Origin of the sequence: Flavobacterium ajazii (genome assembly GCF_010614725.1) — a bacterium.
In the GTDB taxonomy this organism is placed as follows: Bacteria; Bacteroidota; Bacteroidia; order Flavobacteriales; family Flavobacteriaceae; genus Flavobacterium; species Flavobacterium ajazii.
On the sequence record NZ_JAAEHL010000007.1, the window covers coordinates 145,281 to 165,208 of the forward strand.

The 19,928-nt window shown below is 31.8% G+C and carries 18 protein-coding genes and 1 pseudogene; 1 reads left to right on the forward strand and 18 read right to left on the reverse strand.

Annotated features, from left to right (window positions below):
- Positions 1–3: 3 nt before the first annotated feature.
- From GWR14_RS14100 to GWR14_RS14170, 15 genes are all read right to left on the reverse strand, one after another.
- A complete protein-coding gene (locus tag GWR14_RS14100) occupies positions 4–486 on the reverse strand; it encodes a GyrI-like domain-containing protein (RefSeq protein WP_163409723.1) in 483 nt (160 codons plus the stop codon).
- 12 nt (positions 487–498) lie between these two features.
- The gene (locus GWR14_RS14105) at positions 499–1,320 is read right to left on the reverse strand and encodes a DUF4249 domain-containing protein (RefSeq protein WP_163409724.1); all 822 of its coding nucleotides are present in this window, start codon (positions 1,318–1,320) and stop codon (positions 499–501) included.
- A 32-nt stretch (positions 1,321–1,352) separates the two neighbouring features.
- Positions 1,353–3,734 (reverse strand): TonB-dependent receptor, encoded by a 2,382-nt coding sequence (locus GWR14_RS14110; RefSeq protein ID WP_163409725.1) that lies wholly within the window; start codon positions 3,732–3,734, stop codon positions 1,353–1,355.
- Positions 3,735–3,871: 137 nt separating this feature from the next.
- Complete coding sequence (locus GWR14_RS14115; RefSeq protein WP_163409726.1) at positions 3,872–5,056, reverse strand: hypothetical protein; 1,185 nt, start codon at positions 5,054–5,056, stop codon at positions 3,872–3,874.
- Positions 5,057–5,273: 217 nt separating this feature from the next.
- Positions 5,274–6,863 carry an ABC-F family ATP-binding cassette domain-containing protein gene (locus GWR14_RS14120; RefSeq protein WP_163409727.1) on the reverse strand — a complete coding sequence of 530 codons (1,590 nt, stop codon included), beginning with the start codon at positions 6,861–6,863 and terminating at the stop codon, positions 5,274–5,276.
- A 189-nt stretch (positions 6,864–7,052) separates the two neighbouring features.
- Positions 7,053–7,307: a hypothetical protein gene (locus GWR14_RS14125; RefSeq protein WP_163409728.1), complete on the reverse strand. Its 255-nt coding sequence runs from the start codon at positions 7,305–7,307 to the stop codon at positions 7,053–7,055.
- 139 nt (positions 7,308–7,446) lie between these two features.
- Complete coding sequence (locus tag GWR14_RS14130) at positions 7,447–8,310, reverse strand: alpha/beta hydrolase (protein ID WP_163409729.1); 864 nt, start codon at positions 8,308–8,310, stop codon at positions 7,447–7,449.
- A 92-nt stretch (positions 8,311–8,402) separates the two neighbouring features.
- A complete protein-coding gene (locus tag GWR14_RS14135) occupies positions 8,403–8,906 on the reverse strand; it encodes an SRPBCC family protein (protein ID WP_163409730.1) in 504 nt (167 codons plus the stop codon).
- A gap of 17 nt (positions 8,907–8,923) precedes the next feature.
- Entirely contained in the window at positions 8,924–9,427 is a 504-nt protein-coding gene (locus tag GWR14_RS14140; protein ID WP_163409731.1) for an SRPBCC family protein, read from the reverse strand.
- Positions 9,417–9,743, reverse strand: coding sequence for an ArsR/SmtB family transcription factor (locus tag GWR14_RS14145; protein ID WP_163409732.1), 327 nt, complete (start codon positions 9,741–9,743; stop codon positions 9,417–9,419). Before GWR14_RS14145 ends, GWR14_RS14140 begins: the two co-directional genes overlap by 11 nt.
- Positions 9,744–9,903: 160 nt before the next feature.
- Positions 9,904–10,044, reverse strand: a complete 141-nt coding sequence (locus GWR14_RS14150) for a hypothetical protein (protein ID WP_163409733.1) — start codon at positions 10,042–10,044, stop codon at positions 9,904–9,906.
- Positions 10,045–10,391: 347 nt separating this feature from the next.
- A complete protein-coding gene (locus GWR14_RS14155) occupies positions 10,392–11,627 on the reverse strand; it encodes a porin family protein (protein ID WP_163409734.1) in 1,236 nt (411 codons plus the stop codon).
- A 259-nt stretch (positions 11,628–11,886) separates the two neighbouring features.
- Positions 11,887–12,357, reverse strand: a complete 471-nt coding sequence (locus tag GWR14_RS14160; protein ID WP_163409735.1) for a DUF1572 domain-containing protein — start codon at positions 12,355–12,357, stop codon at positions 11,887–11,889.
- 211 nt (positions 12,358–12,568) lie between these two features.
- Positions 12,569–12,931, reverse strand: a complete 363-nt coding sequence (locus tag GWR14_RS14165; protein ID WP_163409736.1) for a hypothetical protein — start codon at positions 12,929–12,931, stop codon at positions 12,569–12,571.
- Positions 12,932–13,027: 96 nt separating this feature from the next.
- Positions 13,028–13,477, reverse strand: coding sequence for a hypothetical protein (locus GWR14_RS14170; RefSeq protein WP_163409737.1), 450 nt, complete (start codon positions 13,475–13,477; stop codon positions 13,028–13,030).
- 596 nt (positions 13,478–14,073) lie between these two features.
- On the opposite strand from GWR14_RS14170, the pseudogene GWR14_RS14175 reads away from it, so the two are divergent.
- Positions 14,074–14,998 (forward strand): annotated as a pseudogene (locus tag GWR14_RS14175) (IS982 family transposase).
- 721 nt (positions 14,999–15,719) lie between these two features.
- Here the strand turns inward: GWR14_RS14175 and GWR14_RS14180 are convergent.
- The 3 genes from GWR14_RS14180 to GWR14_RS14190 form a co-directional block, all read right to left on the reverse strand.
- Complete coding sequence (locus GWR14_RS14180; RefSeq protein WP_163409738.1) at positions 15,720–16,670, reverse strand: phosphatase PAP2 family protein; 951 nt, start codon at positions 16,668–16,670, stop codon at positions 15,720–15,722.
- A gap of 368 nt (positions 16,671–17,038) precedes the next feature.
- The gene (gene lysA, locus GWR14_RS14185) at positions 17,039–18,256 is read right to left on the reverse strand and encodes a diaminopimelate decarboxylase (protein ID WP_163409739.1); all 1,218 of its coding nucleotides are present in this window, start codon (positions 18,254–18,256) and stop codon (positions 17,039–17,041) included.
- A gap of 215 nt (positions 18,257–18,471) precedes the next feature.
- Complete coding sequence (locus GWR14_RS14190) at positions 18,472–19,926, reverse strand: glutamate synthase subunit beta (RefSeq protein WP_163409740.1); 1,455 nt, start codon at positions 19,924–19,926, stop codon at positions 18,472–18,474.
- Between the last annotated feature and the right edge of the window lie 2 nt (positions 19,927–19,928).

Sequence of the window (19,928 nt, forward strand, 5' to 3'; positions counted from 1 at the left end):
TATTTAGGCTTTATTTTTTATGGGAATCCAGATTTCTTCTTCTGAATCAGGATCATCTTTTTTATAATTCTCAGTCATTACAGCAAAATGAGGGCGGTCATCAACGTTGTATTCTGAATTTGGAAGCCATTCTGTAAAAATAAAACGATAAGATTTCTCAGCTTCTGTTGCCGGACCTTTGTGAATAAAAACGGCATACAAACCATTCGGAATTATCAAAGGTTCCATACCTGAAGGAGTTTCGCTGAAATCAGAAACCTCAACTGCGGCCCATTTTTCAAAAGTATTTTGAGGATCAAAATCATTAAAATGCCCGACAGGAAAAACTTCAAGTGAATACAAATTAGAATCGATTGTTTTTTGAATTTCTTTTCGTTTCGGCATAAAACTGCTCCATAACTGAAATGTTCTATTTTCGGTAAACGACATTGTAATATGTTTCCCTATCAGCTTTTTTTCGACTAAGTTTTCAATTCTGGCTTCCATTTTAAACCGGATTTATTGTATTTTATATTTTTTTGTATCAACTTCACTTAAAGAAAAATAACCCAACGGATAATTATCTTTATTCGTTGTATTGATAATATTTCCTCTTACAGTTGCCGGAGGGGACTGAAAAGGCCCACCTACATTGGTTCCTGCAATACTGATCAAAATATTCATATAGTTATAGTATTGCTTAGAAATTCCAATGTGAGTTAATTCTATTTCATCCCCAGGTTTTAAATCCTCATCATCAGATAAACTAAAAAACTCATTGCCCTGAAAAAATTTATCATCATCAACATAATAATTTGACGCTACTTTATCTGAATACACATATTTATACAAATAAAAATTATCAACATCGGCAGGATCGTTATAATAAGCCTTGATTTCAATATCTTTTCCTGTAAAACCTCCTTCGTTATTTTGTTCAATTCGGGTAATTGGCGCAACAGATTTCAGGGTTTCACTTGCCGTATACGTATTGCCATTACTAATCACTGTCAGATAATAGGTCGCATCTATCACCGGCTTAAAGTTATTGCAGACATATCGACCCGTTTTTGCAATTTCAACAAAGTTAAACTGTTGATTGGCGCTGTTTTTTATAAAAATCGTCGCTCCGTTAACAACCGGTATTTCACTCTCAAAATATCCTGTTGTCGTTGACAGGTTTATCGTTTGCTGTGCTCCTGTCGTTCCTTTTTTCCAGTTAATATCTGCTTCGATTACTAGCTTTGGAGCAGCTGTTTCCAAATCGACATCTACAACTTCTTCACAGCCTGTAAAGAATCCTGAGATAAAAACAATAAATAATAAGATTACTTTTTTCATGATATATCTTTTTATTCCCTTAGACGAAAGATTTAAAATTTAAAATTATAACTCACCGCAGGCACAACTCCGAAAATAGATATTCTCACCGCTTCATTTATTCCGGTATCCACATTCTGTCTAAAATTAATCGATGCCGCATTACTTCGGTTATATAAATTATAAATACTGAAAACCCACTCGGCTTTCCATTTTCTGTCTTTATTATTTCGGGGAGTTAAAGTTGCCGAAACATCCAAATGATGATAAGCAGGAAGACGATTTTCATTTCGCAATCCGTAGCTTGGAACCACAATCCCTAAATATTCATATTGTGCATTTGGATAGGTAACCGGCTGTCCTGTCTGTAAAGCAAAGTTGGCTCCAAATGACCATTTATCGTTTAAATTATAAGCAGAAGTAACCGCCAGATTATGTGTTTTATCATAAGCCGAATTGTACCATTGCCCATTATTTATTCCTGTTTCTTCCGGAGTTCTTCCCGGTGTCTGCTGTTCTGATTTTGATATTGTATAAGAAATCCATCCATTAAATCGTCCTTCGTTTTTCTTAATCATTAGTTCCATACCATAAGCACGCATATGACCGTTTAAAATAACCTGTTCGATAGCTTCGTTTGCAATTAAATCAGCACCATCAATATAATCCAGCCTGTTTTTAGTTTTCTTGTAATAGGTTTCTACTTCAAGTGAATAGGCTCCGTTTTTTATATTTCTAAAATATCCCAACGCAACCTGATCTCCAATTTGCGGTTTAATGTAATTATCACTTGGCATCCAGACATCCAGTGGTGTAGGTGAAGATGTATTCGAAATTAACTGAAGATATTGAGACATTCTGTTATAACTTGCCTTAACAGATTCATCATCATTCAACTGATAAGAAACAGACAAACGTGGTTCGAGATTATTGTAACTTTGAATGATCTCATTTTGACTAAAATATTTTGTAGAAGTTGGGGTTCCTTTTTCGTAAATCTGTAAATCCGGATTAAAAACTACCGGATTATTGTTTTCATAATAATTAATTGTTGAAGCCCCTAAACGATAAAACAAACTGTAACGCAGACCATAACCCAACGTTATTCTTTTCGAGATCTGATTCTCACCATCAATATAAACCGAAGGTTCAAAAGCATATTTTTTGTCCATCTGATTCGGATTAATTCCTGAATCACTTGTACTTGGTTTGATAGTTCCCGGATTAAATTCATAATAAATCCCGTTTAAACCGTAATTCAATTTGAACTTATCCGAAATATAATGCTTGAAATCGTATTTTAAATTGTAATTTCTGATTCCCGAATCCCATTGAAATCCTACAAAATCCAATTCCAGTCCGTAATAATAATCACTGTAAATCAAAGATAAATTTGAAAACAGTTTTTCAGAAAACAAATGATTCCAGCGCAGGTTTAAAATTGAGTTCCCGTAAATATTGGTAAAGCTTTTGTTCAGACTAAAAACATCACGTCCAAAATAACCTGATAAATAAAGACTGTTGCTACCGTTTAATTTATAACTGAATTTAGCATTTAAATCATAAAAATAAGCCGAATTGTTTTTCTGGTCTTCTGAAAGTTTTAAAAACAAATGTGCGTACGAAGCTCTTCCCCCAATCAAAAAAGAGCCTTTGTCTTTTACAATTGGTCCTTCCAAAAGAAGCCTGCTCGAAATCAGTCCGATTCCTCCATTGGCATGAAATTCCTTGCTGTTTCCGTCTTTCTGAAAAATTTCTAAAACTGACGAAGCACGTCCGCCGAACCTTGCCGGAATTCCTCCTTTGTACAGTTTCAAATCTTTAATCGCATCCGGATTAAAAACCGAGAAAAATCCGAAAACGTGAGATGAGTTAAAAATGTTGGCTTCATCCAGTAAAATTAAATTCTGATCTGCACCACCTCCGCGGACATTAAACCCCGAAGCTCCTTCCCCCGCATTGGTAACTCCCGGAAGCAATAAAATCGATTTTATAACATCAACTTCACCTAAAACCACCGGCATTTTTTTTATGGTAGCAATAGAAAGTTTATTGACACTCATTTCGGGCGATTTAATATTAATCTTGCCTTTATTTTCCTTAATTACAACCTCCTGAAGCTCTTCTCCTTCTCCATTTAAAGCAAAATTATTTTTGATGTTTTTATCTAAAATGATTGTATGTTCAACAGTAGTGTAACCAACATAACTAAGTTCAATCTGATGTTCTCCCGCAGGAAGTGTGAGCGAATAAAATCCGTATTCGTTGGTTCTAGTTCCAATTTTGAGAACCGGAACATAAATATTGACACCTATTAAAGTTTCGTTATTTTTAAAATCGGTAATAGTACCACTTAAAGTAAATTTTTCCTGAGAAAATGAAGTTAGGGTAATTAAAAAAAGAATAACAAATGCGCCAATTTTTTTTGTAATCATGGTCTGTATTTTGTTTTACATAATTAACAATTACAGCTAAATTTTGTTGCATTACATTTGTTAAAAATGAGTTAAGAATCTGGAATTGTTTTAATTAAACGAGATTCTATCCTATCAACAATTACACAGTTTTTATGCTAGCTTTTAAATTTATTCTGAACAATTATATTTTTTAATTTCACTTTTAAATCCTCTCCCGTATCATAAATCATCTGCTCGTTATTAGGAAACGGAACCGCTTTTTTATTAAAATTAGGCAGATAACTCTCTTCGCAGGCATTTTTATCTCCTTTGTAAGTTGCATACATCGACTCAAAAATAAATTCGCTCGCTACCGGAAAAGTCTGTAGCAGCTGATTACTTTTTGCATTAACGTAATCAATTTTTGCCACAATCTGGCAGGATTTAAATTGTCTGAATTCAAATATATTGATTCTGATGTTTTTAAATTTATCCACCTTAATAGGACGTCCCAAACTGTCTTTTACGGGGTTCCCTCTGGAATCCAATAAAGTTTTAACACCGTCTTTGATTTGTTTTTCCTTAATGAATTCTTTCTCCTTAATTTGCTCCGGCGAAATAACTATTTCCCTGAAATTCACAATCAGACTATAATCGTAAGAGATGTTTTTTTGTTTGACATTATGATAAACCGTCCATTTATCGTTTAGGCCGTAAGTGCTAATATCCAGTAAATCATCCTGAAGCTGTTTCGGAATTACCAAATTCGTTTGGTTTTGGCTGTAAACATTTACAAAATCAGTTCCTTTAAACTGAGCATCTTCCATCAGTTTTTTTACATTTTTATATCCGGGATTTATTTTTTCCAGATAAGCCAAGTCATCATAAGCCTTTCTGTAATCTGTTTTTACTTTCGATTTTAAAAGTGCAGACGCATTATCATACAAATATTTTGACAAAGCATTCTTACTTTCAATAATTCTGTCTGTATAATTATCAAATGCAAAAGAAGCATTTTTGCCTTGTTTTATTAATCTAAGAGGCAGTAAAGGACGAATTTTTTCCTGTCGCTCTTCTAAATTAAGGTAAGTATTAAAAATGCGTTCCAAATTGGAAGGATTTGATTCTTTTATCATCATTTCGATGTCTCGCAAATCTCTTTCTTTCGCTTTTGCAAATGCTTCTTCCAGCAAATACACATAATCCTGCTTTCCTTTAGCATCTTTATTACTCCTCAATGACTCAACAGAACGGTTTATTGCTCCATCGTAATCACCTCCGGTTAACATAGATTGTGTAGTTTTTACCCCACAGGAAAAAGCTAAAAAAACAAATAAAAAAGATAAAGTAATTTTTTGCATAAATTATCGCATTTGAAGGTGTAAATATATCTTTTTTAGTTTTCAACAACCATGCCTTTTTAAAATTTATTTTTAAGAGCAGTAACAATCTTTTTCATCACTGCTCTCTGTCCCGCCCTCGCCTAAATCTTTTGCAGCGAACCCCGCTGCAAAAGGATATCGGCTCGATCGGGGCTAAATAAGAAATTTTATTTTCATAAGATCTAAAAAAACATTTTCAATCAAGCTGAATAAAATCCTGAACCTTAATTTCCTCCAAAAAAACAATATCATGCGAAACCACAATCAATGTTCCCTGATATTCATTGATTGCTGCAGTAATTATTTCTATATTTTGAATATCCAGATTGTTTGTGGGTTCATCAAGAATAATAATGTCCGGCGTTTTAGTATTTATGGTTAAACAACAAAGCATTAAACGCATTTTTTCACCGCCGCTCAAAGCACTACAGGATTTGTCCCAATCATTTTGCAAAAACAAAAACTTATTCAGTTTCATTTTTACAGTATGTTCCTCCAAACCCGAATCATTAAATTTCTGAACCTGGTCATAAACCGTCAGCTGATTTTCAATTAAAGAATAATCCTGATCTATATAAATTATTTTGGCATCGGCATTGTAAACGGTCCCTATTTTGGGATGTAGTTCTCCGGTTATCATTTTAATCAAAGTGGTTTTTCCCGAACCGTTAAAACCTTTTATCGCAATTCGTTCACCACTGGTAATTTGAAAATTCAAGGATTCTTTCCACAACAATTGATCTTCGTAACCATGATTGACATTTGTTGCTGTAAAAAGTATTTTCCCTTTGTGAAGATCTGTTTTATCAAATCCAAATTTCATTTTATCAATTTCTGGCAACCCTAAACGCAAATCCTGTAAATCTTTTGAAATACCTCCAATTTTTTCCGCATGAATGCCTTTCGTTTTTGCCGTGCTGTTTTCGGCATTATTGCGTAAAGTATTCATCATGATTCGGGAAACTCCTGCCTTTTTTTGCTTTTTTTCTCCTCTGGAATCCAGTTTATTCTGACGTTCTAATGTTTCACGTTCTTTTTCTTTCGCTTTGCGCAAAGCCTTCTCTTTGCTCTGAATATCCTGATGCAAAGCATTATTTTCAATTTGTTTCTGAGCAGCATAAAAATCGTAATTTCCACCGTAAACGGTAATTCCGTGTTTATTTAATTCGTAAACAGAATTTAATAAATTCAGTAATTTTCGGTCGTGGCTTACAACAATCAAAGTTACTGACGTATTTTTTATAAAATCATATAACAATGTTCTTCCCGAAACATCCAGATGATTACTGGGTTCATCAAGCAAAACAAGCTCTGGCTGATGAATCGAAATTCCGGCCAGAAAAACTTTTGTTTTTTGCCCACCGCTAAGTGTTTCCAGTTTCTGGTTGAATTTTAAATCATTCAGTCCCCAATATTGCAACGCTTCATTACAGCGTTCTTCGATTGTCCAGTCGTCGTTTAATGTGTTTAGATTTTTTTCAGAAACATTTCCGTCCAGGATTTCCTGAAACGCATTCAGTTTGTCTTCTATACGCAATGCCTGCGAAATAGTAAGATGATTAAACTGCCCAAAAATCTGGGGCACATAATACGGATCTGAATCAATTTTTACCAAACCTTCAGAAGCTTGTAATTCTCTGGAAATAATTTTCAGTAAAGTCGATTTTCCAACTCCATTATTACCAATTAAGGCAATTTTATCATGATTGTTAACTGTAAAAGTTATCGCATCAAACAAAACATTTTTGTTCGCATGCAGGTATGAAATATGCTGTAAAGTAATCATAATTTCTTTCTTTAAGGAATAAACAAATGAGTAAACCGTTTTACAGCTTACCTTATAATTGTCCGAAAGAAATTTTTATTCACATAGAAATTGTGTGCTTTATTTAGTGTGGCAAAGATATAAAAATATTACTTTATGATTTGAAAACTATTTGCAACATCCATTTCATAGTATTCAATTTATCAAATTCTAAACTTGATAAATCTGTTTTTTCGATTTTACTAAATGCTTTTTAATGTTTTCAATTCCATAATTATTTTTAAGCCAAAAGGGTAATTCTTCAAGACTTTTATTCCAGTTTTTTAAAGTTCGGTCAAGTATTAAATCAACACTTTGCTCTGTTTTGGGATTTATTTTCTGTAGAATCAAACCTGCATATTTTTGGTCAATATAAATCGAATCAACTCTTTCTTCATTTTCAAAAAATCTGAAGAATCCCTTCAATAATTATTTGATCCTCTATTTTGGACAGAATTTGAATTAATTGTCGAATTTTCTTAAGTCTCCGACTTTATCTGTCATATCAACTGATTTAAAAAACTCTTCTTTAAAATCTTCTGCCGTTGTGGGAAACTTCATTTTATTATTGGCCTTGAAAATAAAAAAACTTAAAAGAGTTTGAAACTGCCGGATGTAAAATTGTTGCGTGATTTTCTGCAGGCAGATAATCAAAATAGACTTTGATATTTTTGCTTTTTGATGCTTTTATTTTTTCTGCTAATACATTCGCATCAACTTCCATAACTCTCGGAATTTCAGTTGGAGTAAGTCCTTCCTTTCCTACTGCAATATAGATTTCAGTTTGCTGTTTAAAATTATCCTTTAAAATTTCTGAATCTAAATTGAGTAAAGAACCATTATTCCACCACAAACTCGGACTTACAATTACATATTTATCAAAAAGTGAAGGTTTTTTAAACAGGATTTCCGTTTCTAACAATCCCCCTAAAGATTGGCCGATAATAGTTTTGGATTCAGTTGTTTTATATTTTTTTGCGATAAATGGCTGTAATTCTTTTTCGATAAAAGCAATAAATTTATCTGAATGTCCGGCAGTTGGAAAACGCTTTTTATCTGTTTCTATAGTTGTCGGAAATGTAAAATCACGTCTTCTGTCAACAGTTGCAATTCCCACCACAATTGATTTTGGAACCTGATTGATCCATTCGAAACTATTAAATTGTACCAATCCTGAAATATGAATAAAATCTTCATCAGCAGAACCGTCCAGCAAATAAATTACAGGATATCTTGTCGCATCTTCGGCCTTGTAACCTTCAGGCAGATAAATATTCAAAATTCTTTTTTCGTTTAATTCTTTGGATTGAATTTCATCAATAACACCTAATATAAATGGTTTGCTGGTTTCAGCAGATTTTGATTTCTCTTTTTGACTAAATAAAACTGAAGAAAAAAGTAAAAAGATTAAGGCAAAAAATTTATTCATTTAATTTTTAATAAAAGTGATTTGTAAAACGAAAATACAATTTTAAAATGAGTCCATTTTCTTTTATTTTGACCTTTAACACGCCTTTAAAATTATTTCGCTCTCCCGGCAAAAATTTCGTCCAGACCTTCCATTGCAATGGTAAAACCTTCTTTGAATCCCATTTCAATAATCATTTCCAAATCAGAGAGTTTATCATGTTTGATTACAACATCAACAAAGGTAGAATTACCTTGTTCTGAGAAAGTCACATTCCAGTCAGAACGCGGAAAATCTTTGTTTAAATTTCCTTCGCTATCGCTAAAAGCATCCAGATATTTAAAATTTGTTATCGGACTAATCGAAGTATAATCGGCTATTGCCCAATGCTCCTCCCCTTCTGGTCCAACCATAGCGTATAATCTTCGTCCGCCCACTTTAAATTCCATGCTTTTTGTTCTTGACTTCCATGGAGAAGGAGCCCACCATTGATCAAGTATTTCTGCCTCTGTCCATGCCGACCAAACATTCGCCAATGAGGCACTAAATTCACGTTTTACATTTACAGTATTTTCTTCTTTATTAACTGTAAAATTCATTAAAAGATTTGATTTCATGTTCTTATATTTTAAATTCATTTAGCATTCTCTTCAAAGATTTTATCCAAACCTTTCATCGCACTTGTAAATCCTTCTTTGAATCCCATTTCAATTATTTTTTCTAATTCTTCTAAACTGTCTCGCTTAATGACAATAGCAACAATTGTGGAAGTTCCCTTCTCTGAGAAAGTGATATCCCAATACGAACTTCCGAAAGCTGAATTTGGATTCCCTTCGGCGTCACAAAAAGTAGAAGAATGCTTAAAATTTGTTTTTGGAGAAATAGACGTATAATCAAAAACAGCCCAGTTTTCTCCTCCTTCAGGACTGATCATAGCGTATAATCTTTGACCGCCTTCTTTAAATTCCATCTTTTTTGTTTTGGATTTAAACGGAGCCGGCGCCCACCATTGATCCAAAATTTCAGGCTCTGTCCATGCAGCCCAAACGTTTGCAACCGGAGCACTGAATTCGCGGTTTATATTTACGATTTTATTTTCCTTATTTACGGAAAAATTCATTAAAAGATCAGATTTCATTTTCTTTCGATTTTAAGTTCATTAATACTTGATCTAACTGACTAAAACGACTTTCCCAAATTTTCTTGAATTGTTCAAGCCAATGATCAATTTCTTTCATTTTGTCAATTTTTAACTGATAATAAATTTCACGCCCCATTTTTTTTTCTTCCAGTAAATCACATTCATTCAGAATTTTAATATGCTTTGAAACAGCTTGTCTTGTAGTTTTAAACTGTTCTGCAATCGCATTTGGTGTTAAAGCGCTGGAGGAAACCAGTACTAAAATCGCTCTTCGCGTAGGATCGGCAATGGCCTGAAAAATATCTCGTTTCATTTTTTAAACAAATAAGCAATCAATCAGTTGCAAATATACGCAACTTTTTGGTTGCGTAATTAAAAAATTGACATTTTTTTTAAGAATGAAATTTATTTATAAAAAAAAAAGACGCATAATGCGCCTTTTATAATAATATCAATATGCAAATTCAAGATTATTAATCTGCAACTTTTTTATACTCAAAAGTACCTACTTGCGGATTTGTTATCGTACGTTTAGTGCTGTCAAAATAATCTATTGTAAACACAACAGGCAATATAACCGAAATAATCGTCAGTTGCGAATTGTCACTGGACAACTCCCATTTTGCTTTATGTGATTCATCACCAATAACGCTTTCAAAATCTCCATTTCCTTTAAAAACCTAAAAAACCTGGTCTGTCTTGAATTTGTCCTGAATACTTTTTTCTTTTCCTTTTTTGGTCCACTTAACCAATTGCCATTTACCTATAAGTTCTTTAGAAGTCTATGCTGTTACTGATAACCCAATTAAAAAAACGAATACTAAAATAAATTTCTTCATGTTTTATTTTTTTAAAGTAAAGAATAAGTTTACAAATTTTTAAAACTTTAAAAACTGCTTTTAATATTTTATTTAAAAAACTCAAAAGCTGAAAACATTTCTGTTTTCCATTTTATAACTTCTTAGAAAAATGAATATCCTGCTATTAAAGATACTGTACTATATGAAGAATTCCAGTTAGAATATTCATTGACTAAACCTCTGGGAGTTAAATACCTCACCTCTATACTGTATCTGTCTTTAAGCTTACAACCTAATCCTATTCCTAAACTCGTTCCTGATGAAATTTTCAACGAATTTATTGTTGAACCATCATTTCTGGTGAAATTAATTTTAGAATTTGAGCTAAAATCCAAAACCAATGAAGCATTTGTAAATATCTTAAACGCATCATTTACAAAAAAATAACGTCTAACACTTATTGGTAATTCAATTGATTTATAATCTATTTTTCCAAATATCTTTCCTCCCACAAAATCTGAATTTGCTACAGATTTTTCATCTTTAAAATGTTGATAAGTAGGTTCTACAATTAGTGACCATCTGTTTTTATTAAAAGGCATAATAAATTCAGCCTCAACACCTAATGCAAAATAATTAGACCTAAAATCGAACTCAAAATCACCTGACTCGGAGAGAGCATAATCAATAGAGGCTAAGCTGCTATTATATCTGGGTCTTATATTCAAATTAAATAAATCTCTCTTTTCTTTGCTCTCAAAATCAACAACTTCATCAGAACCATTACATTGATTATACTTTAAAAAGATTTTTTTTAAATCACTTTTTCTATAACTTAGCTTTTCGTATTCTTTTTGCCCAATAGTTTCGCATTTTAAATCTATATAAAGTTGCTCTCTGAAATAATTATTATAAGCAATAGAATAATCATCATCAACTAAATAAGGTTTGCAAACTAATTGTTTAATTTCTGAATCATTAGTTTTATAAAAAAAACGTCTTATAGTACCATCATCGAATAAAAATAACATTGCTTTTCCTTCTAATAAAACTTGCAAGAATAATGTTTCTTCATTAAAAACAGGATTCTTTTCTTTACTCATAAGCTCTATTCTTTTATCTGATCTGTCTATTTTGACAAGAGCTCTTATAAATTTATTTTGCCCATAAACTGCAAACTCTTTTACTGTTTTGGTATTAGCACTCATAATATCATGCCCAGTTGACAACTTATATTTAAACTCAACAGGAGTATTCTTCCAATCCACGTTTTCAATTAAACAATCTGTTCTTTTATCATTATCATTAATAAAATATCCTTTTTCAAAAGCTATTTGTGAATAAGAATTAAAACTAGAAATGAAGGCAAAAGTTAAAAATAAAAGTAGTTTTTTCATTAAAAATTAATTTAGCAATCTTTGGGTTATGTTCTTTTAAATATTTAAAAATTAATGTTTTTTTGTCGAAACTGTAAAAAGTCACTTGTTTTTTAAATATGGATGCTCAAATGTATCATAAATTTTATTCTTTTTTATATAAAAAATCCTTCTAAAAGTAACAATCAGAACTTCTTCTGCATGCAAAAAAACAAACCATTAAAAATCAATATTTTAAACAATCGTAGTTTTATTTACAAGACTAAAACTACATTTCCTTTCATCTATTTATTAATAGCTTCTTTAGTAATACAATCTGGTCTAAATAGTAATAATTATGTTCAATCATGCATTCCATATTTCTTTTATAAGTACCGTATTTTTCATCAACAAAATCCTGATTCAGCTTTTCGTCTTGCATTTGTTCTACCAAAGAAGCAAATTCTTCAACATCAGTCCAAAATTTGTTTAGAAATGTTTCCCATTCTTGCTGAGATTGAATCAGAGGAAAGTCAAAACTAAATTTATCTTTTATATCCAGTGTTCCTTCTTTAAAAACGTTGTTTATGCCTTTTATATAATAATGAATATGCTGTGCGAGTACGGCAATTGTATTTAAGTTTTGAACTGGTGCAACCGCAATTTTCCAATCCAGATTTTCCAATTGATCTTTATAATTGGTATTCGCAACCCAGGTTCCGTTTAAAATAACTTCCTTAAATCGATTTGCAATTTCTGATGTATTTTTCATAATCAAAATAGTTTAAAAGTTAATTTTAAAATTACCTTACTCCTGCTGAATCCATTCGTATTTACCATCCCTCAGATAAATAACCCCTCCCCCACAGCTTTCTTCCGCATGAATAAAAATTCCGTTATTTATTTTAGATCTGGAAATAGTTTTAGAGTATCTTCTCCATTTGTGTAGAAATAAAAGAATCTAAGGTATATTTTTTATCTCATTAACCTTTTTTCTTTTTCACCTGATAAACAATCTCCCAAAAAACAATGGACAAAACAGCATTAGCGAATATTGCTGTTTTAATATCGTAAGGATCATACTGCGAAAACAGATGTAAATCTGAAATTTTTAAAGCCAGAAATAAAGCGAGACAAGCTATCGCAATAGCAGATAATACGTTTAATAAAGGCTTCCATCTAAAAACCAAAAAAGCATAAATAATATTAAAAACAGCAAAGCCACAGCTTAAGGTTATAAAAAAATCTGTTTTTAATTTCGATTGGAGCGAAAGTAAAAAGGGCGTTAAAATGAGATATAAAAGAAATAGAACCGAATAAATTAGAATTCGAATATGTGTTTTCATTTTTTATGTTTTGTTGGTGATGATTTTTTATAACGAAAAAATATTAAAAGAGAATGCTTTCCGAATCTTACAAAATTGGAGAGCAAAGGATTTTATTTACTGCAAAATCGCATCGATCTTAGTTTCTGATTTTTCCTTAACAGGGCTGTCCGGACGAAAGCTCCAGATAATTAGAAATTTTCCTTTTACGAGATACTCTTCAGGATGTTCATCTGATGGCTGTCCATTTTTCCCCCATAATAATCCTTGCAGGAATCGATCACCTTTAAAAACGTGATCAAATTCAAAATACATAATAGAACCACGATCGGCATTACTTTTAAAACTTTGCATTGCCTTACTTTTTACTGTTCCAACAATGTTACTGTACGTTTCAATATCGTTATAAAAAGTACAGGCCTGAACAGAAACACAGTTATTACCGTCGCTCAAAGTATAAGATTTAGGAATTTCTTTAGCTTTTAGTTTCAGATCAGCAATTGTCTGACTGAATAAATTAGCTGTAAATAAAAGCAATACAACCGACAGAGAAATCTTAATTTTCATGAATTTTAGGTTTTAGATTTGGGATTACGACAAATACAAAACTCCGAAAACTATTGTAACGGAAATTGAATTTGCACCAAGCTAAAATAGCTTTTTTATTTGAGTTAATTGATTTCGATTTGATTTGAAAGAGTAAAAAAAACTTACGAGATGAGTAATTACATAGCTTTACAAATGTTCTGTAAAACTTAATCTCTGCAAAGAGAGCCTTAAAAACTAATTCACTATATATCAAAACATTAAAACAAAAAACTACAAAACCAAGTAATAGTTTTTTTCGTAAATAACTCTACAACTCTTAATATTTTTGAATCATGACTAATAAATATCAACAAATTAGAAGAAGACATGAATTTGAATTATTACAAAATCATGAAGAAACAGACCGAAAAAAAAATAAAGAAATAATACTTATAACCATAGGTTTAATTAGTATTTCGTTATGTCTGCTATTTGTAATTTGGAGTTATGTATTTTCGATACATAACTTTATATAAGTTTGTTATTTTTAATCCGTTGGGTGAAATTATTTGAAGTAAATTAAAATGATTAAATATTGATCAAGACACTGTAAAGCAGTATCTTGACCAATATACATGTCAAATATAGTTAAAAATTATTTTAAGGTTTTAGAAGTTATAAGTACTTTGAATTATTAATGGGTTTTTAAATCAAGGGTTGCAAAATTGGCAAGATATCTGATTTAGAGATAGCAGCACTTAGTCTGACGGCTGAATTTATGTCTATTGACAGTGAAAATTTGCTTTTTAAACAAATCAATTCCATTATGATTCCTGACTAAATTGAACGTAGTCAATTCAATAAAAGAAAAAGGAAATTGTTTTTATTTTCTGAAGAAATCAGAATTAAATTAGCAAGCCGTTTTTTGGAGTTTGAAAACTATTTCATCCTTGACAGCATGCCTTTAGAAATCTGTAAATTTTCACGTCATAATAGAATAAAAAATATGTAAAGACGAATTTGAAACGGCTCCTTCCAAAGGTTTTTGCACTTCACAAAACAGCTGGTTTTATGGATATAAGCTTCACGGAATTTGTTCTGTATCTCGAATATTTCATTCTTTAGATATTACAAAAGCAGCAGTCCACGATGTTCATTTCTAAAGAATATTAAAAGTCAAATATCTGATTGTGTTATCCTTAAACATAGAGACTATCTCTCAGAAAGCCTTCAATTAGATTTATTCCAATCGGTTAAGATTAAATTGGAGACCCCAAAAAGAATCAATCAAAAAGATTCTAAACCACAGCCATATATTTTTAGAAAATCCAGAAAAAGAATTGAACTGCGAAGCACATCTCGAATTCCTTTAAAAAAACAATAAAATTTTATGAGTAAACATTATTTTCACAACTATGCGACCAGTTTTTAATTCGAAGAAATTATGCTAAATCTTTTGAAGGATTTAAAACAAGAATTTTAGCAATGACCTTAATTCAATATATCAATAAATTCATATTTGACAGACCTATAAATAATATTAAAAATCAACTTATCTAATTTCACCCAACGGGTTTTTATTTAATTATGAGTGATTGCGTAGAATCCCATTACGAATAATCAAAATTAATTTTAATGAAAATTTTGTTGATTTTTTGGGTATTAGATCTTAAATAAAAAAATCAACAATATAGCAATGTTCTGATTGTTTATGGTTTATAATTTATATCAAATGAATTATCATTTATCATAAATAAAATAAATCATCAGTAATATTAAAAAATAATATAATACAGTTTTAATCTGATAATTCAGCATTGAATAACCGTGAAAAAAAATATTATTTTTTTAACAAAATTTGAAATTATATCAAGCTAAAATAGTATATCAACCGCATTAAAAAATAAATTATCAAAAAATGAAAAACCAAAAAAATCATTTTTAATCTAAACAACTATACTTCAAAAACATCCCCCCATAACTATGACTAACAAGTATCCCAAAATTGAAAGCGAGCATGAATTTAACTTGCAGAAAAATCATTCTGAGACAGATTATGATGTAAACAAAAAAATGAATATTATCGCAATTAGCGCACTTATTCTTTTATTTAGTTTACTATTTGTAGTTTTGAGCTATGTGTTTTCTATACCAAAGCTCGGATAAAGGCTATTAAAGTATTAGTATACCTCCTTACTGAAAATTATTGATTTTAACCTGGCTTTATTACTAATTTAAAATCAATAATTTACGTAATCAGATGGATTGAGTTTTTTAATATTTAAAAACTCCCAATAAAATGAAATCCAACCATAGAACCTGAAATTTGAGGAATTAATTGTTTGTGCATTGTCAGTTTTTTAGGATCGTAGTTAAAAGCACTAGATTTATTTCTTTTTGCCCTTTGTTTACGGCTGCTAATCACTATAGAGCGCCCAATTATTGTACCTACTAAGCCTCCTACCAATAAGTCTGAAACCCAATGTTCATGGCTTTTTATATCTGAAAGAAATACTGCTGTTACAAATGTATAAGGTATCCAATAGTTGTTGTACTCCATTTGAAATACTTTTGCAACAGCAAAATACGAAGTCGCGTGAAAAGAAGGAAATGATGTACCGGTGCCTCCATGTCCAAAGTGAACATTGTCGTAATTTCCAAAATCCCAAGGATTTTTTGTAAAGGGTTCTACGACAGGTTTATCATCATTTATTTTTCTTTGTGGCCTGTTTCTTGATGACAACGTTTTTAAAACGATTTGAGTTATAACATAAGAGTAAGCTAAAGATTTAGCAGCATTAACAGCAGCAACTTGTCCTTTTTCGTTGTTAATAATTAAAGAGCCCGCATATAGCCCAATGATTGGATAAACAATATAGGAGTCGGCACCGATTACATGAGGTATTGTACTTTTAATTTCCGGTAAACTATAATCTATATTGGGTTCAATCTTATCATGCAGAAAGTCCGTAGTTTGTTTGTCAACAGCTATTAAACCAATTATTCCTGCGGTATAAAGAGCTGTTCTTTTCCAGTCACTTGATACGGTATGTCCCATGGCCGAAAAATCGCCAGGAATACTAAGAAAACTGTCTGCAAATACGGAACCTGCAACTTTAAATCGATTGTCTTTTTTAACTTTTAGACTATCATGTTTTACGTTTAGACTATCATGTTGAGAAAAGCAGTGAATTGAAAATATGCTAAAAAGGATTATAGTGTGGTATTTCATAGTAAATAATTTTAAATTTATTCAACATGTACTTCCAAAAATTTTGATCGAGACATTAAAATTCAAAAACCATAAAGTCATTTACATAAATATAAAGAAAAATATCTTACAGTTTATAGGAATTATAGTTCTTTGAAATTATAAATTAGAAGAAAGGAATATTTGAAGAAGGTAAAATACAATTGATTTAAAAACAAGTTATATCTAAAGAGTAATTCTGTATCAGAGATAGAGGCTGTATCCTTTTGTGAAGTAAAACGAAACAAAAAATATAGCTGAAAGGCCGACCCGAAGGGAGATGCCCAAAAAAATCCCATTCACCTTTCGGGAATGGGACTTCATCATTGATATTCTCTTTTTTTTTATTTTTAAACTGTTGCTTCTACTGGCAACGGAATTTGATTTTTAAGCAAATCTTCGAATGTTTCGTGTTGGCGAATCAGGATTCCCTGACCATTCATCCATAAAACTTCAGCCGGTTTGTATCTTGAATTGTAGTTCGAAGACATTGAGAAGCAGTATGCTCCTGCATTTCTGAACGCTAAAATATCACCTTCTGTAATTTCCGGAATTCTACGGTTGTTTGCAAATGTATCAGTCTCGCAAATGTATCCTACAACAGAGTAAAAACGCTCTTTTCCTTTTGGGTTTGAGATGTTCTCGATATGGTGCGAAGATCCGTATAACATCGGACGAATTAAGTGATTAAAACCACTGTCAACTCCGGCGAAAACTGTAGATGTTGTTTGTTTTACTACGTTTACTTTTACTAAGAAATGACCTGCTTCACTCACCAGGAATTTTCCAGGTTCGAAAATCAATGTTAAATCTCTTCCGTATTCTGTACAGAAAGCGTTGAATCTTTTAGATAATTTTTTACCTAATTCTTCAATATCTGTTTCGATATCATCTTTTTTATAAGGTACTTTGAATCCGCTTCCGAAATCTAAGAATTTCAAATCTTTAAAATGCTTAGCTGTATCGAATAAAATTTCAGCAGCATACAAGAATACTTCAATATCTAAAATATCAGATCCTGTGTGCATGTGAATACCCACAATACTCATTTTTGTGTTCTCCACAATTCGCAAAATATGAGGAATTTGATGAACAGAGATTCCGAATTTACTATCGATATGTCCAACAGAAATATTAGCATTTCCACCCGCCATTACGTGTGGATTGATACGAATACATACCGGAATATGTGGATGTTTTGTTCCGAATTGCTCTAAAATAGATAAATTGTCGATATTGATTTGTACACCCATTGCGGCAACTTCTTCAATTTCTTCTAGAGAAACTCCGTTTGGTGTAAAGAAAATTTTGTCAGGATCATAGCCAGCGTGAAGTCCTAACTGAACTTCCTGAATTGATACAGTATCTAAGCCAGACCCCATGTTCTTTAATAACTGAAGAATCGCAACGTTAGACAATGCCTTCATGGCATAATTAACTCTTAAGTTTTCTACTTTAGAAAAAGCTTTGGTTAATCTGTTGTACTGAGATTGGATTTTTTCGGCATCGTAAACATACAATGGACTTCCAAATTGGTCTGCTAACTGCAGTAAATCTTTTGCTTGCATTTTTAAACTTATTTTGAGCAAATTTATTACTCTTTTGAAAGTAAACAAATTAAATACAGAAAAATAACAAATTGTAACAAATTGTTTGTTTTTTAAACTTTTTGGAAATTTTATTTAAATTCTAAACAATTCGAAAATTTATTAAAATATATATATAAAGAAAACAAAACGGCTGTCAATAATGACAGCCGTTTAGAAATTTTACAACATTATTGTTATACTCCTGGTAAATCTCCACCTTCTTTCGTTGGCAAATCTGATTTACCCATTAAGTAAATATCAACCTGACGAGCAGCTTCTCTACCTTCAGAAATAGCCCAAACAATTAAAGATTGTCCTCTTCTCATATCTCCTGCAGTAAAAATATTAGGGACATTTGTCTGATAATTAGTTGCTTTATAGTTGCTTCTAAAATCAATTTCAAGTCCTAATTGTTCGCTTAATGTTTTTTCCGGACCTGTAAATCCAAGTGCCAGTAAAGCTAAGTCACAAGGCCAAACTTGTTCAGAACCTTCTACTTCTATTAATTCCGGACGCTGCCCTGGAACCATTTTCCACTCTACTTTTACGGTTTTCAAAGCTATTAATTTACCTTTTTCATCTTTGATAAATTCTTTCGTATTGATTAACCAGTCTCTTTCACAACCTTCTTTATGTGAAGTAGATGTTTTTAACTGTAATGGCCAATAAGGCCAAGGAGTAGATGCACTTCTTCCAACTGGTGGTTTTGGCATAATCTCAAAATTCGTTACCGATTTTGCACCGTGACGGTTTGATGTTCCAACACAGTCAGAACCTGTATCTCCACCTCCAATTACGATTACATCTTTTCCGGTAGCCAATACCTGATTTTCGATTTTTTCTCCAAAAACGACTTTAGTCTGCTGTGTTAAGAAATCCATTGCCTGAACTACACCATCAGCATCAGCTCCGGGAGTAGGTAAACCTCTTCTTTCTGTAGCACCGCCACAAAGTACAATCGAATCAAATGCTTTTAAATCTTCAACCGAATAATTTACACCAACATTCGTATTTACTTTAAAGGTAATTCCTTCTGCTTCTAAAATAGCAATACGTCTGTCGATAATTCCTTTTTCTAATTTGAAATTTGGAATACCGTAACGTAATAAACCACCAATTGCATTATCTCTTTCAAAAACAGTAACAGTATGACCTGCTCTGTTTAATTGCTGAGCTGCCGCTAAACCTGCAGGACCTGATCCTACCACTGCAACTGTTTTACCAGTTCTTACTTTTGGCGGCTGTGGCTTAATCCACCCTTCTTTAAAAGCACGTTCAACAATATTTTTCTCTATATTTTCAATAGCAATTGGCTCTTCAATAAGTCCCAACACACATGCTTTTTCGCATGGAGCCGGACATAAACGTCCTGTAAATTCAGGAAAGTTATTAGTTGAATGCAAAATCCATGAGGCTTTTTGCCATTCTTCCTGGTATACCATGTGATTGAAATCGGGAATTAAATTCCCAAGAGGGCAACCACTGTGACAAAAAGGAATACCACAATCCATGCAACGAGAACCCTGAGTAGTTATTTCAGCTTCACTCAAAGGAATTGTAAATTCATTATAATTCGTTACACGTTCTTTAACTTCTATATATGATTCGTCTTGTCTTTCGAATTCTTTAAAACCTGTTACTTTTCCCATTG